Origin of the sequence: Aliihoeflea aestuarii (assembly GCF_024105665.1) — a bacterium.
In the GTDB taxonomy this organism is placed as follows: Bacteria; Pseudomonadota; Alphaproteobacteria; order Rhizobiales; family Rhizobiaceae; genus Aliihoeflea; species Aliihoeflea aestuarii.
In genome coordinates this window covers 95,777-117,660 of record NZ_JAAAMK010000005.1, presented here as the reverse complement: position 1 = coordinate 117,660, position 21,884 = coordinate 95,777, and the positions used below count along the sequence as shown (strand labels likewise).

Here is a 21,884-nt window from a genome sequence, read left to right as displayed (position 1 = left end):
TCGCTCCTGCTCGAACCGGAAAATCCGGTATTCAGCGCTCGTTGAACTGAAATTGAAAATGATCCGCGTCAGATGCTGGCTATCAGACCGCCGTCGACACGAATGACGCTCCCCGTGATGTAGGATGCCTGTTTGGAGGCCAGGAAAGCGACGGCATCGCCATATTCCTGCGGGTCGCCGTAGCGGCCGAGCGGGATCGCATCCGTACTTTCCTTGCTGACCGCCTCGACGTCCCGACCTTCCCGCTTCGCCTTTTGCTCGTCCAGATAGGTGATCCGTTGCGTCGCGATGCGACCGGGCAGGATGATATTGGCCGTCACGCCATCACGGCCGATCTCCCTCGCCATCGTCTTGGACCAGCCGACAAGGGCAAGTCTCAACGCGTTCGATATGCCGAGATTGGGTATGGGAGACACGACCCCTGAGGAGGTCGAGGTGATGATCCGGCCCCACCCCTGTTCGCGCATGCCCGGCAGCACCGCATCGGTCACCGCAATCACCGAGCGGACCATGCTATCGAAATGTTTGGACCACAGTTCGGGCGCCTGACCCGACGCAGGTGTGGGCGGTGGGCCGCCGGTGATGTTTACGAGAACCGAGACGGACCCGAACTTCGCCTCGACCTCCGACAACCGGGATGGGATTGCGCTCAGGTCGGCGATGTCCCATTCCACCGCCATCGCATCATTGCCCTCCCCGGAAAGCTTCGCCGCCGCTTCCCGCGCCGCATTCCCGTCGATGTCCGCCAGCGCAACCTTCGCGCCTTCGCGCGCAAGGCTGCGGGCGATAGCACCGCCCAAACCGCCACCCGCACCGAATACCAGCGCGACCTTGCCTTCCAGTCCCAAGTCCATCGGCTTTCTCCTTGTCGTCCCTTGATACTCGACCTCAATAAGAAAGAAAAACTGGCCTTTCGTTCATTCAAAAGATAGAAATTCTTAATGGACAGCCACCTTCTGGAAACCTTCCTCGTCGTGCTCGAACAGGGGTCCCTCGCCGCCGCCGCGCGCCATCTGGGTCTCACGCCGGCGGCGATCGCGCAGCGTATCGACGTCCTCGAAAAGGATGTCGGCGCTCCTCTTCTGATGCGGGCGGGCCGCCGGGTCGTTCCCAATCAGGCCGGACGCGCGATCGTTGAAAGCAGCCAGAAAGTGCTTGCGGAAGTCAGGCGTTTGCGCAGCTTGGCGCGCAGCGACGAATTGGCGGGCGAACTGACGCTCGGCGCGATCGCCACCGCGATGACGGGGCTGGTGCCCGACGCCTTGGCGAGGCTTCAAAGCGAGGTGCCCCGGCTCGAGGTCTTTTTGATGCCCGGCACATCCCGTGAGTTGCATCGCAACGTGGTCGAAGGAAAACTCGATGCCGCGATCATCGTCCGCCCGCCATTCGAGATTGCCAAAACCCTCGAATGGCGACGCCTGAGGCTCGAACCGCTCTGCCTTTTCTGCCCGCACGATACGAAAGGCGACGACGTTCTGCGCATACTTCGGGAGGCGCCGTTCATTCGTTACGACCGGAGCAATTGGGGCGGCAAGCAGGTCGATGACTGGCTGAACGGGAACGGACTCGCCCCACGGGACTGGCTGGAACTGGATTCGCTCGACGCAATCGCCATCATGGTCGGCAAAGGTCTGGGAGTCTCGATACTTCCCGACTGGACACGCCTCTGGCCGGAGAACCCGAAGGTGCGACTTCTGCCGCTTCCAGGCTCACGCCCGCGAGAGATCGGCGCGCTGTGTCACCGAGGTTCCCCCGTCGCCCGCCTCATCGAAGCTCTGCTTCACACGATTGCCCCCCATGAATGACGCGCAAGGTTCGAAGCGTGGCGTCGCGAACATGCCGGCATCTCGTGCCGGTCAATTCTGGATGACGTAGAGAGCCTGGCGCAGCGCTTGGCGGTGGTCTTCGTCGTCCGTTTCGGCGATGGCGGCTTCGATGGGCGCGATCGCGGATTCACCGATCTTGATCAGCCCCCTCATCGCCGCCCCCTTGTCGTCCTCGGTCTCGGCACGCATGACGACGTCGAGAAACGTGTCGATGACCTGCGGGTCGTCGGTTGCATAAACGAAAAACGTGCCGACAAGATCCGCAATGGCCTCGGCCTCGCGGGTCGCGGATGCCAGCGCGAGCGCGCCATCGTCGCCGTGAAGAGCAAGGAGGCGGGCGACCATGGACCGATTGTGATCGCCGACCGTCATCCGGTCGAGCGCGTCGGCCAGGGCCGGCAAGGCGCGGGGGTCGCCCTTGGCCATTTCCGAAAGCGCCGATGCCGTCATCATCCGGTCGTGGTCGGTGCTGGCATCTTAGAGATTGGCGATGGCGGCCGTGACGACCGCATCGTTGTCCGTCGTCAGGCCCGAGTCGCGAAGCGTGCGGACGGCCTTCTCTCGGGTTTCCGGATTGTCCGAATCCAAAAGCTCCTCGATTGCGGCGAGCACATCGTCCGGCATGTCGGTTCCGGCCATGATCCAGGCGATGTCGCCGCGCACGCGGTCGTCCTCGCCGTTCCGCAATTCGTCGTGGAGCAGCGGCAGCACCTCTTCGCCCATCACGCCCAGCGCGACGGAGACGGTGGCGCGCATGCCGGGGTCCTCGGTGCGGCGCAGGAGTTCGAGGAGACCGGGGGCTGCCGCCGACATGGACGGCCCGGCAGCGGCCGCGATATTGGCGATGTTGCCATGCACTGCCGCATCATCGGACGTGTCGAGCAGGCCGGCAAGCTTCTCGGCGAGCGCTTCGGGAAGCGGTACAGGGCGTTCTATCGGAAGACCGCCCTGCGAAATGATCGTCGCGGTGAAATAGGTGATGTCGAGCTGCTCGTCGCCGGAAGCCCCGTCGAACTCGTCGTTCAGGAAATCGAGCGCGTCATCCCCTTCGCCGACGAGCGTGCGTATCGCCGTGAACATTTCCTCCTCGGTCTCCGACTGGAGATAGTCCGCCCATGCCTCGCTTGCGGCATCCTGTTCCTGTTCCTGTGCCTGCGCCCCTCCCATCGAGAGGGAAAGAACCAAAGCGGCGATCCAGATTCGGGACAGGCTTGTCGTGAGCATCGGCAAATCCTTACTGGCGAGGAAACATATGCATCGCACCGCAGAGAAAGGGACTTGAGGACACAATATTTCCTCCGCCATCACAAGTCTTCATGGAGATTTAAGATAGGTCAGCTTTTGGGCTGGTGAACCGGCATCGTAAACTTTTATGAAGATGGGCTCGGATCATCTTGAGACCCGACGAAAGAGCACTCTATGATTGTGCTGAAAACCCTTTCGAAGGAACCAGCGGACATGTCTGGATTTCGAAGCATCGCCAATCTTGCGATTCTATCGACCGTGCTGACGGCAACGTCTGCGCTATCCATGGACAAGCAGAGCTTCGATCCGATGGAAGCCTTTTGCGACAGACAGACCTTTGCGCTGGAATCGATCGGGGAAGTGTTGCCGTGGCTCGAATATCTCAGCGGGATGCGGGAAGCCCGAGCCGCCGCTCCGGAACTCGACTGCCCGAGTTCAACCGTGCGGGCGATCTACAATGTCTTTTCGTCCCCGAACGAGGATGCGGCCGAAGCCCAGCGCCGTGCCTTCCTCTATTTCTACATCTCGAAAGCGATGGGACAGGAGAGTTCGGAGCGGGCGATGGATCAGGACGGCTCGTTCCGCTACCTCAACGACATGACGCTGGCTGCTTTCGGCTGGCTGCTTTGTCCGGGAACAGGCGCAGCCCGGACGGAGTGCGCGCGTAGCCTGTTCGGGAGTTTTCCAGACGAATATCTGCGGACCAGTCCGGTATTGTGCGACTTCTCGAATGGCGACAAATCCGCGGTCGAATGGCCGCGGACAATGGACACTCCCCCATTGAGCTGTTCGCCCCGCACACCCGACCGGCAAGCTGCTGCCGGCGCCTGGCTGAGCGATCTGCACACCGCAGCGCGTTAGTCATCGATCGATGAGGCGCACCTTGCTCGAAACACGCTAACCCAGGCAGCAGGTCTTCGCGGCGCGCATCGCGGCCTGGCACATATGGGCTGGAGGCGTCGTCATTTCCCCGTCATCGTCATCGCTGGCGACAGGCGACGATGCGCGCTGGCGAACAGTCCGGAACAGAGTGCGGATTTCCTCGGCCGTATGACCGTCACTGGCCATGAGCTGGCGGATGATCGGCTCGTTCAGCAAGTCGTCCAGGGTCGGCTCGATATGTGTCGGCATGGCATCCTCCATCGCGATCCAGCGCTTTATGATTTGCGGTTTTGGCCGAATGATGTCGAACGACAGATGGGCATCCAATCTTGCAGGTTCCAGAGGGCGTGCGCGTAAATCGGTGTCCCGCCCGACGCTTCGGCACGCTAGTCAGAACTGTCGCACGTAGCGGACGAACTCGGCGACCAGATGGTCGAATACGCCGCGAACCCTGGGAACGCCGCGCAAATCCTCATGCATCACGATCCAGGTGTCGAGCGAGGCCACGGTCATTTCCACAAGCACCGGCCGAAGCATCGGGTCGGCAAGTCCGATCGGACGGTGAACCACGCCGATGCCGAGGCCGGCCCGTAAAAGTGCGAGTTGGGCGGGGTGGCTGTCGGTGCGCACTGTCAGACGTTCCCGCGTCAGCGACGGATGAAACGAAGCCGCCATCTGCAAGTCGGCCCGCGCATGATCGGGACCGATGATGTCGTGATCGGCGAGATCGTCGAGCGTTGCGGGGCTGCCGCGCCGGGCCAGATAGTCCCGATGCGCGAAGAGGCCGAGCGGGATGGCCCCGACCTTCTTCGCCACCAGCGCGCCGTGCCGGGGTGGATGCATGCGCACGGCGATATCGACCTCCTGCTCCAGAAGATCGGCGGAAGCGTTGCTGAGCGAGATTTCGGCGACGATACGCGGATGGGTCTGGCGCAGGCTGGCGAGCATCGCAGGCAGCACCTCGACGCCGACGAAGTCCGACACGCTGAGCCGCACCGCTCCCGCGATCTCGCCAGGCGGCGAGGACGCCGCGCGCACGAACGCATCCGAGGCCCTGGCCATGGCGCGCGCCTGATCGGCCAGCGCCCGCGCCTGCTCGGTCGGTGCGAGCCCGTTCACCGACCGGGTAAAAAGTACGGTCCCCAGCGCATCCTCCAGCGCCTCGATTCGTGCGCGGACCGTCGGCTGCGCCACGCCCAGACGCCGCGCGGCGGCCGACAGGCTGCCCTCCTCGAAGACGGCCAGAAAGGCACGCTGATCATCCCATGCCACACGCTCTCTCATAAATTTTCTTCTAGCAGGTGAAGGAATTTCGTCAATTTCATTAGAGCTTCAGCGACGGCAATCTTTGCTCATCGTCAAAGGAGAAATGTGATGAGCAAGAGCAAGACGGCGCTCGTTCTGGGCGCGACGGGCGGGGTCGGCGGCACGGTCGCGACAACACTCTTAAGATATGGATGGACGGTCCGCGCGCTGGCGCGCGATCCGGCAAAGGCCGCATCAGCCTGGAAACACCGAACGATTTGCCCCGAGTGGATCGCCGGAGACGCGCTGAAGGAAGCGGACGTCGTGAAGGCTGCCAGCGGCGTTGAAATCATCGTTCATGCCGTCAATCCGCCGGGCTATCGCAACTGGGACAAAGTGGTGTTGCCGATGATGGCGAACACGATCGCTGCCGCCCGCGCGGCAGGCGGCGCGCGCATCCTCCTGCCCGGCACCATCTATAATTTCGACCCTAAGCGGACCCCCGTCATCGACGCCGCGAGCCCTCAAACACCCAGGAACAGCAAAGGCGCGGTCCGCGTCCAGCTCGAAAAGATGCTGGAGGATGCCGCGCCCGACGTTCCCAGCCTGATCGTGCGTGCCGGCGACTTCTTCGGGCCGGAAACCGGCGCAAGCTGGTTCACGCAATGCCTGGTCACGCCCGGCAAGCCGATACGCCGGCTGCTGAACCCCGCGAAGGGAGCGGGCCATAGCTGGGCCTATCTGCCCGACCTCGCCGAGGCGATGGTGCGGCTTCTGGAGGCAAGCGACCGTCTGGCGCCATTCGAGCGTGTCCAGTTCGAGGGTTATCACGATGTAACCGGCACCGGCCTGATCGACGCCTTGCGGCACGTCGTCGGCAAGAACGTTCCGGTGCGCGCCTTCCCCTGGTGGCTGATGCGGCTCGCCGCACCCTTCGGCGGCTTTCCCCGCGAAGTGGTCGAGATCGAGCCGTTCTGGCGCCACCCCCTTCGACTTGACAATGCCCGCCTCGTGGCGCTCATCGGCGCGGAGCCGCGCACGCCGCTCGACGGCGCCGTCGCCAGCACGCTCGCCGGCCTCGGCTGCATCGAAACGCCGCTCCTGCCGCAGGCCGCGCAACCGGCCTGAAACCCGCCGCTCACCCGCATTCGACGATCGACAGGCGGCGCGTGTCTCCAGATCGGAAGCTCGCCACCTGCCCTTCGCTCTGGTGATGTTTCTGCCGTCTTTGACCATCGCGCCTGGTTAAAATCCCGCGATGACTGCAACTCGGCGCCATTGACAATAATGTTGGACAAATTCACTTTGTCGGACAAAGCATTACTTGGATCGGACCAGTGGTGTCGGACCGCCGTGGAGGACGCGACGGACGAAGATTCCTATCGCCCGATCCTGTGCCATCAATGAGACGGTGGGAGACGCTTCGAGGGAGGTGAGTTCGCCTGCCGCCAAGGTCGAGGCGGCAACGGCGCGGGAGGAAGACACGCCGGATGCCGTGAATAAAAGGGGAGGAGCCCGAATGACAAATCGGTGCAGACGGAATTATGGGAGGACGGCGTGCGCGCGCCGATGACGCCGGCACGCCTCGAAATTGACGGGTTATCGCTGTCCTTCGGCGGGTTGAAGGCAATCAACGACGTCTCGTTCGACGTGAAGCCGGGCACGATCACGGCGCTGATCGGCCCCAACGGCGCCGGCAAGACGTCGATGTTCAACTGCATCTCCGGGTTCTACAAGCCGCAGCACGGCGCGATCCGCTTCGACGGCGAAGACGTCACCCGGACCCATCCGCCGCTGCGCGCGAAGATGGGTTTCGCGCGCACCTTCCAGAACATCGCGCTCTTTCGCGGCATGACCGTGCTCGACAATATCAAGCTCGGCCGTCACGCGCACATGAAGACGAACATCTTTCAGGCTCTCGCCTATTTCGGCACGGCCGCGCGTGAAGAGATGGACCTGCGGGCGGAGGTGGAACGCGACATCATCGACTTCCTCGAGATCAACCACATCCGGCACATGCCGGTCGCCGCATTGTCTTACGGATTGCAAAAACGGGTCGAGCTTGCCCGGGCCCTGGCCATGCGCCCGCGCATCCTGCTTCTCGACGAACCGGTCGCCGGCATGAACCGGGAGGAAACCGAGGACATGGCGCGCTTCATTCTCGATGTGAAAGAGGAATGGGGCACGACGATCCTGATGGTCGAGCATGACATGGGCATGGTGATGGACATTTCGGACCATGTCGTCGTTCTGAACTTCGGACAGGTGATCGCGCGGGGCCTGCCCGGCGAAGTCCAGCAGGATCCGAACGTCGTCGCGGCCTATCTCGGATCGGGCGACCCTGCGGCCTTGATGAAGCGACTTGCAGCCGGGACATCGGGCGGAGCGGAGGCGGCATGAGCGACTTCCTCTTCTTTCTGGAAGTGTCCCTCGCCGGCCTCGGGTCTGGCGCACTGCTTTCGCTGACCGCGCTTGCCTTCGTTCTGATCTACAAGGCGACCCGCGTCATCAACCTGGCTGTCAGCGAAATCCTGATGATGGGCGGCTATTTCTTTTTCGCACTGGCGGCGGGCATGAGTCTGTCGCCCTGGGTCGCGCTGCCGCTGGCGATTGCGGGCGGCGGCCTGATCGGTGCGATCGTCGAGCGCGGCGTTATCCGGCGCATGCTCGGCGAAAGCGCGATATCGGTGTTCATGGTGACGGTGGGGCTCGGATCGGTTCTGGTCGGCCTCGTCGAATTCGTGTGGGGCACCAATCCGCGCACCCTGCCCGATTTTACCGGAACCGCTCCGGTTTTCATCGGCCAGCTTTACATATCCCGCAAGATCGCGATTGCGTTCGTCGTCGCGTCGCTCGTCATCGCCATCTTCCTTCTGTTGTTCCGCTACTGGCGCGGCGGCGTAGCGTTGCGCGCGACCGCCACCGACCAGGCGGCCGCCTATTCCTGCGGCATCAACGTTCCCGGCGTTTTCTCCGCGGCCTGGATCATCGGTTGCGCGACGGCCGCCGGTGCAGGCATCCTGCTCGGCGCGATCGGCGGCATCTCTCCGGTGATGGGTGCTTTCGGACTGTCGGCGCTTGTCGTCGTCATCGTCGGCGGCCTGGATTCGGTCATGGGCGCGCTTGTCGCCGGCCTTCTCATCGGCCTCGTGGAGGCCTGGGCCGGCACCTATCTCGGCGGCGAATACAAGCTCGTCTCCACCTTCATCATTCTGATCGTCATGCTGATGGTGCGGCCTTACGGCCTGTTCGGTACAACCGAGATCGAGCGGCTCTGACATGCGCATCGCCACCGCAAACGAAACCTATCTGGCCGATGAGGCGCTGCTGCGCACCCGCACGCAATGGGCCTGGCTCGGCCTTTTCGCACTGGTGCTCGTCGCCGCACCGTTCGTCCTGAACAATTACTGGCTCTATCTCGCCTGCCTCGTCGCGATCAACGTGGCGAGCGCGACCGGGCTCAACATTCTGACCGGCTACACGGGTCTCGTCAGCCTCGGACAGGGCGCTTTCATGGCGGTCGGCGCATATACCGTCGCATGGCTGTCGCAGAAAACCGGCATGCCCTTTCTCGTCAACATTCTGGCCGGCGGTCTCGTCGCCGCCTTCGTCGGCATCCTGGTCGGCATACCGTCCCTGCGGGTGAAGGGCCTGTACCTTGCCATTGCGACCATCGGTGCATCGATCATCCTGCAATTCGTTTTCCTGAACTGGAGTTCGGTGACCGGAGGAGCGCGCGGGTTGGCGGTGCGGCCGGCAAACTTTTTCGGAACGTCGCTGACGACCTATTTCCAGCTCTATTGGGCGTTCGTGCCGATCACCGTCCTGATGGTGGTGGGTGCCGCGAACCTGTTTCGCACGAGGATCGGCCGGGCTTTCATCGCCATCCGCGATCGCGACATTTCGGCCGAAGTGCTCGGAATACCGCTCCTGCGCTACAAGCTGATGAGCTTTGCCGTCTCGTCCTTCTACGCCGGCGTCGCAGGCGGCATGTGGGCGTATTTTTTCCGCGCCGTCGGCCCGGAGAGCTTCACGATCGTCGAATCGATCTTCTTCCTTGCTGCCATCATCGTCGGCGGTATGGGTTCGATCCTCGGCGGGATCGTGGGAGCGACTTTCATGACGCTGGTGCCCGAAATCCTTCGCTTCGGCGTCGAACTTGCCTCACCCTATGTGTCGAATGCGGGCGCCCTTTTGTCGCCGATCCGCACCATCGCATTCGGAGCGCTCATCATGCTTTTCCTCGTCTTCGAACCGCAAGGTATCGCCGAGATCATCCAGAGGGTCCGGCGTTTCTTCCATCTCTGGCCATTCAAGACTTAAACCCGAACTCGTGGAGGAGAATATGAAGTCGGGAATCACCAAGAGGATTTTCATGGCGCTGGCCGCGTCATCCGCCCTGTTCGCCGCGCAGCCTGCATTCGCGCAAGGTGACGACGAGATCGTCATCGGCGGATCGATCCCGCTGACGGGTGTCTTCGCCTTTGCCGGCGTCGCCATCGAGGCCGGCATTCAGGACTATCTGAAAATCGTCAACGAGGAAGGCGGCATCGACGGTCGTCAGGTCCGCCTTGCCTATGAGGATACCGGCTATCAGGTCGATCAGTCGGTCGCCGTGTTCAACAAGCTGACCAGCCAGAACCCGAACATCCGTCTCTATTACGGCGATTCCACCGGCTTCTCGCGCACCATCAATCCGGAACTCGAGCGGCGCGGCGACATCATGATGGCGGGAGCGTCCTTCGCGACCGAGATCAACGATCCGGAGAACTTTTCCAACCAGTTCATCGCCGGACCCGATTACACCGAGATGTATTCGATCCTGCTCGAATACATCGCGCAGGAGACGCCGGGCGCAAAGCTCGTCTTCGTCAATTCCGATACCGAGTTCGGCCGCGATCCGATCGAGTCCTCGACCGCGCGCGCGCAGGAGCTCGGTCTGGAAGTCGTCGAGCAGATTATCACGCCGCCGGGGGCCGTTGACGTTTCCACGGAGGTGCTCAAGCTGCGCCGTGCCCAGCCCGACTACACCATCTTCCACGGCTACGTGCTGGCGCCGCTGCCCGAGTTCATGACGCAGGCCAAGCAACTCGGTCTCGAAACGAAATTCATGGGCACGTTCTGGTCGATGGATTCCAGCCTTTGGGCCGATGTGGGCGATGCGGCGGACGGTTTCATGGGCGTGATGCCCTACCGCTACTACTACGACGAAGAGGAAGCGCCGATGCTTGAGCGCATTCGCCAGATGCGCCCGGACTATCAGGCAACCGGCTATATGCAGGGTTTCCTGACGGCGATGCTGATGACGGAATCGGTCAAGCGCACGCTCGAAGCGGGCGAGGAACTGACGGCCGACAACATGAAGAAGGCGCTGAACTCGATCGAGGATTTCGACACCGGCGGCATCGTCGGCGTTCCCATTTCGGTGCCGGGCAACACGGTGCCCGTCGGCCGCATCTACCAGTACGACGCCGCAGAACAACGCATGGAAGCGGTTTCGGACTGGATCAACGTTCAGGAGTAGGTCGCGTGGCCGCGGACACCATTCTCTCCGTCGAAAACATCGAGGTCGTCTATAACAAGACGATCCAGGTGCTTCGCGGCCTTTCGCTGTCGGTCGAACGCGGCAAGGTCGTTACCCTGCTTGGTTCCAACGGCGCCGGAAAATCGACGACGCTCAAGGCGATCTCCGGGCTCCTTGAGTTGGAAAACGGTGCCGTCACCGCCGGCTCCATCGGCTTCGACGGTCGCAAGGTGGCCGACGACACGCCGCACGGCCTCGTGCGGCGTGGGCTTTTTCACGTCATGGAAGGACGGCGAATCTTCGAGGATCTGACCGTCGAGGAAAACCTGACGGCGGCAACCTTCGCCCTGTCGGGCCGGGGCGTGAAGCCGACTTCGTTCGATCTCGTCTATGGCTACTTTCCGCGCCTTTACGAAAGGCGGACGGGGCGTGCCGGCTATCTGTCGGGCGGCGAACAGCAGATGCTGGCGATTGGCCGAGCACTGATCGCGCAGCCCAAGCTGATCCTGCTCGACGAACCTTCGCTCGGGCTTTCCCCGATCCTCGTCGAGGAGATTTTCGGCATCATTGCCCGCATCAATCGGGAAACGGGTGTTTCCATGCTTCTCGTCGAGCAGAACGCGGCGGTCGCCTTTGCCGTGGCTCACTACGGATACATCATGGAGACGGGCAAGATCGTCCTCGACGGCCCGACCGATCGCCTCGTCAAGGATCAGGACGTTCGCGAATTCTATCTCGGCATGGCTGGCGGCGAGACGAGCCGCAGCTATCGCGATGTAAAGCACTACAAGCGCCGCAAGCGCTGGCTTTCGTGAGGAATGTGATGGCGCAGCCCGACTTTCCCGAATTGACCCTCCCGCAGATGTTGCGCGACCACGCCGTCAGAACGCCGTCGCGCATCGCCGCGCGCCAGAAGGATTTCGGCATCTGGAACGCGGTCGACTGGGCTGGCTATTACGAGCGATCCGCCAATGTCGGCCACGGATTTCGCACGCTCGGGCTTTCGCAGGGCGGACACGTCGCGATCCTTTCGGAAAACCGGATCGAATGGGTTCTGTCGCAGCTCGGCGCCGGCCTCTTCGGCGCGGTGACGATCGGCGTCTATCCGACGAGCCCCGCCAACGAGGTCGCCTACGTTCTGGAGCATTCCGATGCCGAGATCATCGTGTGTGAAGACCAGGAGCAGGTCGACAAGGTCATCGAAGTAAAGGCGCAGCTTCCGCGGCTGCGGCGCATCGTCGTCGTCGAGACGAAGGGTATGCGCAATTATCCCAAAGACCTTGTGGTCGCTTTCGCGCATCTGGAACGCGAAGGCGCCGCGCATGCAAGGGAACATCCCTCGCTGATCGATGAGGTTCTGGCGCAGCAAACCCTCCCGGATGTCGCGCTGATGATCTACACGTCCGGTTCGACGGGCAAGCCGAAGGGAGCGATGCTGACCTACGGCAATCTTCGCGCGCAGGCGGTGGCCGTGCGCGAACGGCTTGGCCTGACGCCTGACGTGACGCATTTGTCCTATCTGCCGCTTTGTCATGTGGCCGAGCAGATGACCACGGTAATGGCGCCGATCTATCTTGGATCGCAGATCAATTTCGGCGAATCCATCCGCACCGTTCAGGAAGACCTGCGCGAGGTCGCGCCGACCATGTTCCTTGGTGTGCCGCGCATCTGGGAAAAGCTCCACTCGTCGATCTATGTGCGCATGCTGGAGGCGGGCGGACTGCGCCGCCGCCTTTTCGACTGGGCCTATGAAGGCTGCGAACCCTTCGCCGAAACCCCGAATGTCGAACGCACGCCTGCGCAAAAGCTGCGCTTCGCGCTGTGCTATCTTCTCGTATTCCGGGCGCTGCAAAATTACATCGGGCTGCGCCGCGCCAAAGTCGCGATGACCGGCGCGGCCCCGATCTCTCCACGCATCGTCCGCTTCTTCCGCACGATCGGCATCCCGCTCGTCGAAGTCTACGGCATGACGGAAACAAGCGGCGTGGCGCTCGGCCAGAGGCCGGGCGAACTGGTGCCGGGCTATGTCGGACCGGCGGTTTTCAACATCGACGCCCGGATCGGTGAAATGGGCGAACTCATCCTGCGCGGCGATACCGTCTTTTCCGGCTACTACAAGAACGAGGAGGCGACGCGAACCGCGCTTCGCGACGGCTGGCTGCACACCGGCGACGTCGTGTCCATGGAACGGGACCAGTTCAAAATCGTCGACCGCCTCAAGGACATCATGATCACGGCCGGCGGAAAAAATCTCAGCCCGTCCGAAATCGAAAACACGGTCAAGGGCAGCCCTTATATCAAAGAATGCATCGTCATCGGCGAAGCGCGCAAATACGTGTCCGCACTCATCCAGATCGACTATGAAACGGTCGGAAAATGGGCGGAAGAACACCGGATCGTCTACACCAACTTCCGCAATCTGGCGGAAAACGCGGCAGTGCGCGACCTGATCGACGGTGAAATCTCCGCGTCGAATGCGCAACTCGCGCAGGTCTCCCATATCCGCCGCTTCCACCTGCTCACAAAAGAGCTGGACCACGACGACGACGAGGTGACCGCCACGATGAAAGTGCGGCGCGCGAACGTGCAGGCTAAATACGCCGCGGACATTGATCGGCTCTACTCGGCGGCTTGAGAGAAGATTTCGCAATCTCTTATTTGACTCCGTCCGCATCTGTCGGCATCCTCAGGTTTCACCAGGGGGGTCCCGACAAGGGGCTGAGATACTGCTGGCCTGAAGGCAGCGCAGTGACCCGTTGAACCTGATCCAGTTCACACTGGCGTAGGGAAGGTGCGGATGCCTTCGGTCGTTGCGACCTCGTTTCGTTCAGGCACTCTTCCTCCATCCCGTCAGAGCTGGGTCTCCGTTGCTGCCAAGCGAGGAGCCTGACATGACATCTGTTTCTGCCCCGAAAGTCACGACCGGCCCGTTGCCGGCCTCGACCAAAATCTTCAAGCCGGGCGCGCTTCATCCCGATATTCGCGTGCCGATGCGCCAGATCGCGGTGCATCCGAGCGCGGGCGAGCCGCCGGTGACGGTCTATGATTCCTCCGGTCCCTACACGGCCGCGGACGACATCGCCATCGAGCGCGGACTCCCCCGATTGCGCGAAGGCTGGATCGCCGCACGCGGCGACGTCGAGGCCTATGAGGGCCGTCACGTCCAGCCCGCAGACAACGGTTTCGTCTCGAAGGAGCGGCTGACGCCGGAGTTCCCGCTGCGCCATCGCCCGGTGCGCGCGAAGGCCGGCAAGGCGGTCAGCCAGATCGCCTATGCCCGCGCGGGCATCGTCACGCCCGAAATGGAATTCGTCGCCATTCGCGAAAATCTCGGCCGCAAGGCGATGCGCGAGAAGCTGACGCGGGACGGCGAGAGCTTCGGCGCCGCCATTCCCGATTTCGTCACGCCCGAATTCGTACGCGAAGAAGTGGCTCGCGGCCGCGCGATCATCCCGGCCAACATCAACCATCCCGAGTTGGAGCCGATGGCGATCGGCCGCAATTTCCTGGTCAAGATCAACGCCAATATCGGCAATTCCGCCGTCACCTCGTCCATGGCCGAGGAGGTGGAGAAGATGGTCTGGGCGATCCGCTGGGGCGCGGATACGGTGATGGACCTGTCGACCGGGCGCAACATCCACAATATCCGCGACTGGATCATCCGCAACGCGCCCGTCCCGATCGGCACGGTGCCGATCTATCAGGCGCTGGAAAAGGTCGGCGGCGTCGCAGAAGACCTGACCTGGGACGTGTTTCGCGACACGCTGATCGAGCAGGCCGAGCAGGGCGTCGACTATTTCACCATTCATGCGGGCGTGCGCCTCGCCCATATCCCGCTCACCGTCGACCGCGTCACCGGGATCGTGTCGCGGGGCGGCTCGATCATGGCGAAGTGGTGCCTGCACCATCATCGCGAAAGCTTCCTCTACGAGCATTTCGAGGAGATCTGCGAAATCGCACGCGCCTATGACGTATCCTTCTCGCTCGGCGACGGCTTGCGCCCCGGCTCCATCGCCGACGCCAACGACGCCGCCCAGTTCGCCGAATTGGAGACGCTGGGCGAGCTGACGCAAATCGCCTGGAAGCATGATTGCCAGGTGATGATCGAAGGACCCGGCCATGTGCCGATGCACAAGATCAAGGAGAACATGGACAAGCAGCTCGAAGTCTGCGGCGAAGCGCCCTTCTATACGCTCGGGCCGCTGACGACCGACATCGCGCCGGGCTACGACCACATCACGAGCGGCATCGGCGCGGCCATGATCGGCTGGTTCGGCACGGCCATGCTCTGCTACGTCACGCCCAAGGAGCATCTGGGCCTGCCCGACCGCGACGACGTGAAGACCGGCGTCATCACCTACAAGATCGCCGCCCACGCCGCCGACCTCGCCAAGGGCCACCCGGCGGCGAAACTGCGGGACGATGCGCTGTCCCGCGCGCGCTTCGAATTCCGCTGGGAGGACCAGTTCAACCTCTCGCTCGACCCCGATACGGCGCGCTCCTTCCACGACGAAACCTTGCCGAAGGAAGCGCACAAGGTCGCGCATTTCTGCTCCATGTGCGGGCCGAAATTCTGCTCCATGAAGATCAGTCACGACATCCGCGATGCCGCACGCGCCGAGGCGGGCATGGCGGATATGGCGCAGAAATATCGCGAAGGCGGCGATCTCTACATGCCGTTCGAGACGCGTCTGGCCGGAGAGTGACCATGCGCGCGCTTGTCAGGGGCGCCGGCGTCGCCGGGCTCACCGTTGCATTCGAATTGCGACGGCACGGCCATGCGGTCGAGATCGTCGATCGCACCGCGAGAGCTGGTGCCGGTGCATCGGGTCTTGCCGGCGGCATGCTCGCGCCCTTCTGCGAAGGCGAAAGCGCGCCCGAAGCCGTGACGCGGCTCGGCCGCGCGGCGGCCGAGTGGTGGGAGGCTGCACTTCCCGGCCAGGTCAACCGCGACGGAACGCTCGTCGTCGCGCCGCCGCGCGATACGGGCGAATTGACGCGCTTCGCCGCCCGCACGGCGGGTCATGAGTGGCTGGACGAAGAAGGTATCGCCGCGCTCGAGCCCGCACTGGCTGGACGGTTCCGCAAGGCGCTGTTCTTCCGCGAGGAAGCGCATCTCGACCCGCGCAAGGCCCTCGTTGCGCTTCACGCGCAGTTGGTGAAAGACGGCGTGCATTTTCGCTTAGGCACATCTTCCGGCAAAGACTTCGACGCCATGTTCGACTGCACGGGTCCGGCCGCCATCGGAACGGTGCGGGGCCTGCGCGGCGTGCGCGGCGAGATGCTCTATCTGCAAACGAGCGAGATCGGCCTTTCGCGGCCCGTCCGGCTCCTGCATCCACGCCATCCGATCTATGTCGTGCCGCGTGCCGATCATCGTTTCATGGTCGGCGCCACCATGATCGAGGCGAATGAGGGCGGCGCCATCTCGGCACGCTCGCTGATGGAACTGCTCAACGCTGCCTACGCGCTGCACCCCTCGTTCGGCGAGGCGCGCGTGATCGAGACCGGTGCAGGCGTGCGCCCGGCCTTCGACGACAATCTTCCGCGCGTCGTCCGCATCGGCGATGCGATCCACGTCAACGGCTTTTACCGCCACGGCTTCCTGCTCGCGCCCGCAATGGCGCAGGAGGCCGTGTCGCTTCTGGAAAGGGTTCCCGCATGAGAAAAATCATCGTCAACGGCGAGGAAAAGGCGGTGGAAGCTGCGACACTCGACGCGCTTCTGGGCCTTCTCGACTATGAAGGAAGCTGGATCGCAACCGCCGTCAACGGCGAGATCGTGCGCCGGCCGGATCGGGACGCCTGTGCGCTTGCCGATGGCGACCGCGTGGAAATCCTTTCGCCCATGCAGGGAGGCTGACCATGCTCGATCTCTACGGCGTCGAAATCACATCGCGCCTGCTTCTGGGCACTGCGCGCTATCCTTCGCCAAAAGTGCTCGGCGAGGCGGTGCGCGCGTCGCGTACGGATATCGTGACCGTCTCGCTGCGCCGCGAAAGCGCGGGCGGCAAGGCGGGTGGTTCGTTTCTCGAACTGATTTCCGCGCTCAACGTACGAATCCTGCCCAATACGGCCGGCTGCCACAGCGCCAAGGAGGCCGTCACGACCGCGCAGATGGCGCGCGAAATCTTCGGGACCGACTGGATAAAACTGGAGGTGATCGGTCACCACGACACGCTCCAGCCGGACGTTTTCGAACTGGTGAACGCCGCACGCATCCTGAGCGATGAGGGCTTCGAGGTCTTTCCCTACACGACCGACGACCTCGTCGTCGCCGAGCGTCTGGTCGAGGCCGGGTGCAAGGTGTTGATGCCATGGTGCGCGCCGATCGGCTCGGCCATGGGACCGGTCAACCTGGCCGCCTTGCGCGCCATGCGCGCGCACTTTCCCGACACGCCGCTGATCGTCGATGCGGGGCTCGGCCGCCCATCGCACGCGGCCGCGGTCATGGAACTCGGCTACGACGCGGTCCTTCTCAACACGGCGGTCGCCAATGCCGGCGATCCAATTGCCATGGCCGGCGCCTTCGCCGATGCCGTGGAGGCCGGCCGGGCAGGTTTCTCCGCCGGCCTTCTGGAGCCGCGCGACATGGCGGTTCCCTCGACGCCCGTGATCGGAAAGGCGGTGTTCTCGTGAAGCTCGACCCGTTCTATCTCATCGTCGACAGTGCCGACTGGATCGCGCGGCTCGTCCCGCTTGGCGTGAAGCTTGTCCAGCTTCGTATCAAGGACGCCGACGAGGCGACGCTCCGCCGCGAAATCCGGTCGGCGAAAGCGGTCTGCGAACGCCACGGCTGCACCCTTGTCGTCAACGACTATTGGAAACTGGCCATCGAGGAAGGATGCGACTTCGTCCATCTGGGTCAGGAAGATCTTGGCCATGCCGACCGCGCGGCAATCGCCAGCACCGGCATCAGACTCGGCGTGTCTTCCCATGACAGCGCGGAACTCGACGCTGCGCTTGCCGCAGAACCAGACTATGTCGCGCTCGGCCCCATCTACCCGACCATTTTGAAGAAGATGAAATGGAAACCGCAGGGACCGGCGCGCCTGGCATCATGGCGCGATCGGATCGGCGACCTCCCCCTCGTCGCCATCGGCGGCCTCAATCCCGAGCGCCTTCCGGGTGTGTTCGAAAACGGCGCGGATAGCGCCGCCGTCGTCACCGACATCACGCTTAACGCCGATCCCGAGGCGCGCACGCGCGAATGGATCGCGGCGACGGAGAAATGGCGTCACCACTGACGATGAAAATGGTGAAGCGGTCCGTGTCCGTGGCCGACATCGAGACGGTCGGCAGCGGCAAGCGCGCCTTGCAGATAGTCCTTCGCCTGCCGTACCGCCTGCTCGACTTCGCATGATGGCAGAAGCGCAGCGATCGCCGCCGATAAGGTGCAGCCGGTGCCGTGATCGTTATTCGTCGCGATCCGCGGTGCGGAAAGTTCCACGCTCGCTTCGCCCGAATACAGGAGATCGACGCTAGTCTCGCCGCCGGCATGGCCGCCCTTGAGTAGCACGAAGCGAGGCCCGAGCGCATGCAGATTGCCGACCTGCCGTCGCATCTCATGGAGCGACCAGTCCGGTTCGATGCCGAGCAGCACACCGGCTTCCGGCAGATTGGGCGTGATGACATCTGACAAGGGCACCAGCACGTCCCGCACGGCCGACACCGCTTCGGGCGCGAGCAGATGATCGCCGCTCTTGGCGACCATGACCGGGTCGAGCACGATATTGCGCGCCCCATGGTGGCGCAGACGCTCGGCGATGGCGCGAGCGATCGCCGCATTGGCGACCATCCCGATCTTCACCGCATCGACGCGCACATCCTCGAAGACGGCATCGATCTGCGCGGCGACGAATTCTGGTTCGAGTGCCACGAATGCGCGCACTCCTTGCGTGTTCTGCGCGACGACGGCCGTCACCACGGACATCGCATAGGCGCCCATGGCGCTGAAGGTCTTGATATCGGCCTGAATGCCCGCGCCGCCTGTCGGATCCGTGCCGGCGATGGTGAGCACATTGGGCGGGGATTTTTGCATTTTCGGCCTCTTTCGCGAGGCCGGCAAAAGGATCGAGGCAGCTACCCGTCCCTTCGCCGGCATGATCCGGATCAGGTTCAAAGGGTCACTGCGCTGCCGATCGGCCAGCAATATCTCAGCCCCTTGCGGGACACCCCTCGGTTCACAAACCGTAGCATGCGAAAAATTCAGTGGCGAGCGCTTTGACGTACCTCAATCATTGGCATTCGACCGCCTGTCAGGATCGTGGCGCGCTGGCCTCTTTGCCGAGCGCAGCTTTCACGAATGCCAGAGACTGCACCGATGCGGCACGAAGCTCCGGGATGGCCAGGGGCTGAGCCTGCCGGGAAGGATTGCTTCTTCGTAGACGCGCAAGCCGCAGAGGCAGTTCGATCGTCAAGGGAATTTCCAGCGGCAGTCGGGCGATGATTGCTCCATTCGCTATTTGCCCTTCGCCGAGAGCCTTGAAACACCAGTTCACGCCGACACTTGCAACATCCTTGAGGTGGACTCCGACCAGCCACGGCAGGGCGAATTCGACGTCGTTTTCAGGCCGTCTGGTTTCCTGGCTATAGGTGAATACGTTTGCCGCATCGTAGTTCAGCCGAACATGCGCACGATCCAGCCGCCGCATGAAATCAGCGCCTGCTGCGCCGTCGCCAAGCAGATCCCCGCTGCCGTGACCGGGATTTTCCAGCCCGATGACGATCTGCGAACTCTCGCAATCCTTCGCAACGGCATTCAGCGTGCGGATGACCGTGTCGCCGCGTGCTGCCGGACCGGCATTGGTGGTAAGGCAGCTTGCGCCCAGCTCGGCAGCGAAGTTTACCCGCCGGCGCAACATCGCTTCGGCGCTTGGCAATGACAGGTCCATATGCGCCGATACCGAATGGACCCGAAGTCTCGAGCCCTCCGCCTGCCGGCGCAGAACACGAGCCTCTTCAGGAGAAAAAGCCGTTTCGTCGAAATCGAGATAGCCCTGGATATAGGCTGGCTCGATATATGAATATCCCGCCCGCGCGGTCTCCTCCACCGCCTGCTCCATCGGATAACCGTCAAAGAGGACGGTCGACAGCGAGACGACACGCGTCATCGGATCATGCGCCCTTGCCGTAGACGATCAGTTCGGATGCTTCCTTGACCTTTGCCGGGGAGAGCGCCTCGCGCCATTCGGGCTGGACGACGACGCTTTTCGCGAACCGCATCAGCCGCAGCGCGGCATCGGACGGAACCTTGGGCGAATAACCAAACCACATGGCGATCTCGACATTGAGATGGCCGATCAGGAAGTCGAGCGCCGCTTCCCGCGGAATGCCGTATTTCTTCTCGCATTCGTCGACGGCCTCGACCATCGTGTCCACGAACGGCATGGCGATCATTTCCGACAGGCCGGGTTCCAGGATTGCAAGCTGCTCGACGGAGATGCGGTAGGCATTGATGATGGGGCTCCACATGGCGCGGCAAATTTCCTCGCCGATCGCGTAATGCTCCTCCGGTCCCTGCATCAGCGCACAGACGATCGATTGCCGCGCGATGCCGCCATGATAATCACGACGCGCATCCCACTCCGTTTCATCGTTGAAGAGCGGCGGATGGCATGGGTGTCCCACGAAATAGGTCAGATCCGGCCGGTCCTTGGGAAGGTCGTCGGCGTAGGGGGCGGCGGCATCCAGGATCAGAAGCATGGTGCCCGGCGCAAGATGCGCGGAGATTTCAGAGGCAACCTTGCCGATGACATTGTCGGGCAAGGCCATGACCACCACCCGCGCGTCCTTCACGCCCTCTTCGGCGCCAATGGCGCTCAGGCCCGCTTCCGCGAGGCGCTGTCGGCCGGCCTCACCGATTTCCACCGCGCGAACATCGTAACCGGCATCAACGAGCTTGCGTGTCACGCGAAAGCCCATCTTGCCCCCGGAGCCCAAAACGGCAACGGACAAAGCCATGTCATTCCTCCCAGATTAGCCCATAGTCATCATACCAGATGATTGCCTATAGGCGCGAAACGCTCCGCTCGCAAGCAGGCAATGCCTTTTGTAACGGCGATTGCCGCTACGCAGTACGTTTACAGTGGTATAATGAAGTGATAACGATGCGGCATCGGCAGGGAGGCCGAGACCAGCTTGGGGCCGGAACGGTCGCACGCACAACCGGGAGGTTCCTCGAACATGTTGAAATCGCTTTTTGCCGCAGCCATCGTTTCGGCCGCGCTGATCCAGCCAGCGCTATCGCAGACCGTGCTCAAGGCCGGTCACGGCACACAGACGGGCCATCCGACCCACCTCGCCCTTGTCCGGTTCGCCGAGCTGGTCGACGAGAAGACCGGCGGCGAGATAAAGGTCGAAATCTATCCCGACCGGCAGCTTGGCGAGGAACGCGAGATGGTTGAGGGGCTTCAGTTCGGCTCTCTCGACATGACGGTCGTCTCGACCGGCCCATTGCTTGCCTTCGCGCCTGAACTGGCTGTCGTCGATCTTCCGTTCCTGTTCGAAAATTCCGAGCATGTGTACCGCGTTCTGGACGGCGAAATCGGACAGGATCTTCTGTCATCCTTCGAGTCGCGCGGCATCCATGGCCTTGCATGGTGGGAGAATGGCTGGCGTCACCTCACCGCCAAGAAGAGCGTGTCACAGCCCGATGAGCTCAACGGGATGAAGCTGCGCACCATGCAGAATCCGGTTCATATCGCCGCCTTCACCGAACTCGGCGCCGCACCGATTCCGATGGTGTGGGGGGAGGTCTTCACAAGCCTCGGCCAAGGCGTCATCGACGCCCAGGAAAATCCCATCACGATCATCTACACCAACTCGCTGTGGGAAGTGCAAAGCCACCTCATGCTGACAGGGCATGTCTACGGCCCGCATGTCGCGCTGTTCAGCAAGATGAGCTGGGACGGGCTGTCGCCCGAGCAGCAGGCCGTTTTGAGCGAAGCAGCCGTCGAGGCGACGACCTATCAAAGAGAGCGTTCGGCCGAGCTCGAAAGCGAGAACCTCGCCAAGCTTGAGGAAAACGGCATGACAATCGTCGAGGTCGATACGTCGCCCTTCCGCGATGCACTGCGCGACTTCGCGGCGGGCCAGCAGAACATCTCTGCGGAGATGCTAGACAATATCGCCGCGCAGGCAACCGAGTGATCGCCGGTCCGG

The 21,884-nt window shown here is 62.8% G+C and carries 23 protein-coding genes and 2 riboswitches; of the genes, 15 read left to right on the top strand and 8 right to left on the bottom strand.

The genetic code is table 11. The features are described from left to right. Positions 1-68 precede the first annotated feature (68 nt). Entirely contained in the window at positions 69-854 is a 786-nt protein-coding gene (locus tag GTW25_RS12435; protein WP_252912450.1) for an SDR family oxidoreductase, read from the bottom strand. Positions 855-941: 87 nt separating this feature from the next. Between GTW25_RS12435 and GTW25_RS12430 the strand changes: the two genes are divergently transcribed. Next, complete coding sequence (locus GTW25_RS12430; protein WP_252912449.1) at positions 942-1,805, top strand: LysR family transcriptional regulator; 864 nt, start codon at positions 942-944, stop codon at positions 1,803-1,805. A 51-nt stretch (positions 1,806-1,856) separates the two neighbouring features. Here GTW25_RS12430 and GTW25_RS12425 read toward each other — a convergent pair whose 3' ends face one another. Together GTW25_RS12425 and GTW25_RS12420 are read right to left on the bottom strand one after the other, a co-directional pair. Continuing rightward, on the bottom strand, positions 1,857-2,276 hold the full coding sequence (locus tag GTW25_RS12425) for a hypothetical protein (protein WP_252912448.1): 420 nt from the start codon (positions 2,274-2,276) through the stop codon (positions 1,857-1,859). Positions 2,277-2,303: 27 nt separating this feature from the next. Continuing rightward, a complete protein-coding gene (locus GTW25_RS12420) occupies positions 2,304-3,050 on the bottom strand; it encodes a HEAT repeat domain-containing protein (protein ID WP_252912447.1) in 747 nt (248 codons plus the stop codon). A 234-nt stretch (positions 3,051-3,284) separates the two neighbouring features. On the opposite strand from GTW25_RS12420, the gene GTW25_RS12415 reads away from it, so the two are divergent. After that, positions 3,285-3,932, top strand: a complete 648-nt coding sequence (locus GTW25_RS12415) for a hypothetical protein (protein ID WP_252912446.1) — start codon at positions 3,285-3,287, stop codon at positions 3,930-3,932. A 36-nt stretch (positions 3,933-3,968) separates the two neighbouring features. On the opposite strand, the gene GTW25_RS12410 is transcribed toward GTW25_RS12415, so the two are convergent. Both GTW25_RS12410 and GTW25_RS12405 read right to left on the bottom strand, forming a co-directional pair. Next, a complete protein-coding gene (locus GTW25_RS12410; protein ID WP_252912445.1) occupies positions 3,969-4,202 on the bottom strand; it encodes a hypothetical protein in 234 nt (77 codons plus the stop codon). Positions 4,203-4,343: 141 nt separating this feature from the next. Next, complete coding sequence (locus GTW25_RS12405) at positions 4,344-5,237, bottom strand: LysR family transcriptional regulator (protein ID WP_252912444.1); 894 nt, start codon at positions 5,235-5,237, stop codon at positions 4,344-4,346. Between the two features lie 90 nt (positions 5,238-5,327). On the opposite strand from GTW25_RS12405, the gene GTW25_RS12400 reads away from it, so the two are divergent. The 12 genes from GTW25_RS12400 to GTW25_RS12345 all read left to right on the top strand — a co-directional run bounded on the left by GTW25_RS12400 (position 5,328) and on the right by GTW25_RS12345 (position 17,968). Further along, positions 5,328-6,326: an NAD(P)H-binding protein gene (locus tag GTW25_RS12400; RefSeq protein WP_252912443.1), complete on the top strand. Its 999-nt coding sequence runs from the start codon at positions 5,328-5,330 to the stop codon at positions 6,324-6,326. A 441-nt stretch (positions 6,327-6,767) separates the two neighbouring features. Beyond that, positions 6,768-7,598: an ABC transporter ATP-binding protein gene (locus tag GTW25_RS12395; protein ID WP_252912560.1), complete on the top strand. Its 831-nt coding sequence runs from the start codon at positions 6,768-6,770 to the stop codon at positions 7,596-7,598. Next, positions 7,595-8,476: a branched-chain amino acid ABC transporter permease gene (locus tag GTW25_RS12390; protein ID WP_252912442.1), complete on the top strand. Its 882-nt coding sequence runs from the start codon at positions 7,595-7,597 to the stop codon at positions 8,474-8,476. The genes GTW25_RS12395 and GTW25_RS12390 overlap by 4 nt, the downstream gene beginning before the upstream one ends. Position 8,477: 1 nt before the next feature. Next, positions 8,478-9,521, top strand: a complete 1,044-nt coding sequence (locus GTW25_RS12385) for a branched-chain amino acid ABC transporter permease (protein WP_252912441.1) — start codon at positions 8,478-8,480, stop codon at positions 9,519-9,521. Between the two features lie 22 nt (positions 9,522-9,543). Next, the gene (locus tag GTW25_RS12380) at positions 9,544-10,722 is read left to right on the top strand and encodes an ABC transporter substrate-binding protein (RefSeq protein WP_252912440.1); all 1,179 of its coding nucleotides are present in this window, start codon (positions 9,544-9,546) and stop codon (positions 10,720-10,722) included. Positions 10,723-10,727: 5 nt separating this feature from the next. Continuing rightward, a complete protein-coding gene (locus GTW25_RS12375; protein WP_252912439.1) occupies positions 10,728-11,537 on the top strand; it encodes an ABC transporter ATP-binding protein in 810 nt (269 codons plus the stop codon). An 8-nt stretch (positions 11,538-11,545) separates the two neighbouring features. Further along, on the top strand, positions 11,546-13,357 hold the full coding sequence (locus GTW25_RS12370; RefSeq protein ID WP_252912438.1) for an AMP-dependent synthetase/ligase: 1,812 nt from the start codon (positions 11,546-11,548) through the stop codon (positions 13,355-13,357). 53 nt (positions 13,358-13,410) lie between these two features. Beyond that, a riboswitch (TPP riboswitch) is annotated at positions 13,411-13,529 on the top strand. An 84-nt stretch (positions 13,530-13,613) separates the two neighbouring features. Further along, complete coding sequence (gene thiC, locus GTW25_RS12365; protein WP_252912437.1) at positions 13,614-15,428, top strand: phosphomethylpyrimidine synthase ThiC; 1,815 nt, start codon at positions 13,614-13,616, stop codon at positions 15,426-15,428. Between the two features lie 2 nt (positions 15,429-15,430). After that, positions 15,431-16,387 (top strand): glycine oxidase ThiO, encoded by a 957-nt coding sequence (gene thiO, locus GTW25_RS12360; RefSeq protein ID WP_252912436.1) that lies wholly within the window; start codon positions 15,431-15,433, stop codon positions 16,385-16,387. After that, a complete protein-coding gene (gene thiS / locus GTW25_RS12355; RefSeq protein ID WP_252912435.1) occupies positions 16,384-16,584 on the top strand; it encodes a sulfur carrier protein ThiS in 201 nt (66 codons plus the stop codon). Before thiO ends, thiS begins: the two co-directional genes overlap by 4 nt. A gap of 2 nt (positions 16,585-16,586) precedes the next feature. Next, entirely contained in the window at positions 16,587-17,360 is a 774-nt protein-coding gene (locus tag GTW25_RS12350) for a thiazole synthase (RefSeq protein ID WP_252912434.1), read from the top strand. Next, the gene (locus GTW25_RS12345; protein WP_252912433.1) at positions 17,357-17,968 is read left to right on the top strand and encodes a thiamine phosphate synthase; all 612 of its coding nucleotides are present in this window, start codon (positions 17,357-17,359) and stop codon (positions 17,966-17,968) included. The genes GTW25_RS12350 and GTW25_RS12345 overlap by 4 nt, the downstream gene beginning before the upstream one ends. Here GTW25_RS12345 and thiD read toward each other — a convergent pair. From thiD to GTW25_RS12330, 3 genes are all read right to left on the bottom strand, one after another. Then, positions 17,959-18,762, bottom strand: coding sequence for a bifunctional hydroxymethylpyrimidine kinase/phosphomethylpyrimidine kinase (thiD, locus tag GTW25_RS12340; RefSeq protein ID WP_252912432.1), 804 nt, complete (start codon positions 18,760-18,762; stop codon positions 17,959-17,961). The genes GTW25_RS12345 and thiD overlap by 10 nt on opposite strands. 31 nt (positions 18,763-18,793) lie before the next feature. Further along, positions 18,794-18,910, bottom strand: a riboswitch (TPP riboswitch). Between the two features lie 69 nt (positions 18,911-18,979). Then, positions 18,980-19,834, bottom strand: coding sequence for a sugar phosphate isomerase/epimerase family protein (locus tag GTW25_RS12335; RefSeq protein WP_252912431.1), 855 nt, complete (start codon positions 19,832-19,834; stop codon positions 18,980-18,982). A gap of 4 nt (positions 19,835-19,838) precedes the next feature. Then, positions 19,839-20,684: a phosphogluconate dehydrogenase C-terminal domain-containing protein gene (locus GTW25_RS12330; RefSeq protein ID WP_252912430.1), complete on the bottom strand. Its 846-nt coding sequence runs from the start codon at positions 20,682-20,684 to the stop codon at positions 19,839-19,841. 222 nt (positions 20,685-20,906) lie between these two features. Here GTW25_RS12330 and GTW25_RS12325 point away from each other — a divergent pair, with 222 nt between their 5' ends. Further along, positions 20,907-21,872, top strand: a complete 966-nt coding sequence (locus tag GTW25_RS12325; protein ID WP_252912429.1) for a TRAP transporter substrate-binding protein — start codon at positions 20,907-20,909, stop codon at positions 21,870-21,872. Positions 21,873-21,884: the final 12 nt, after the last annotated feature.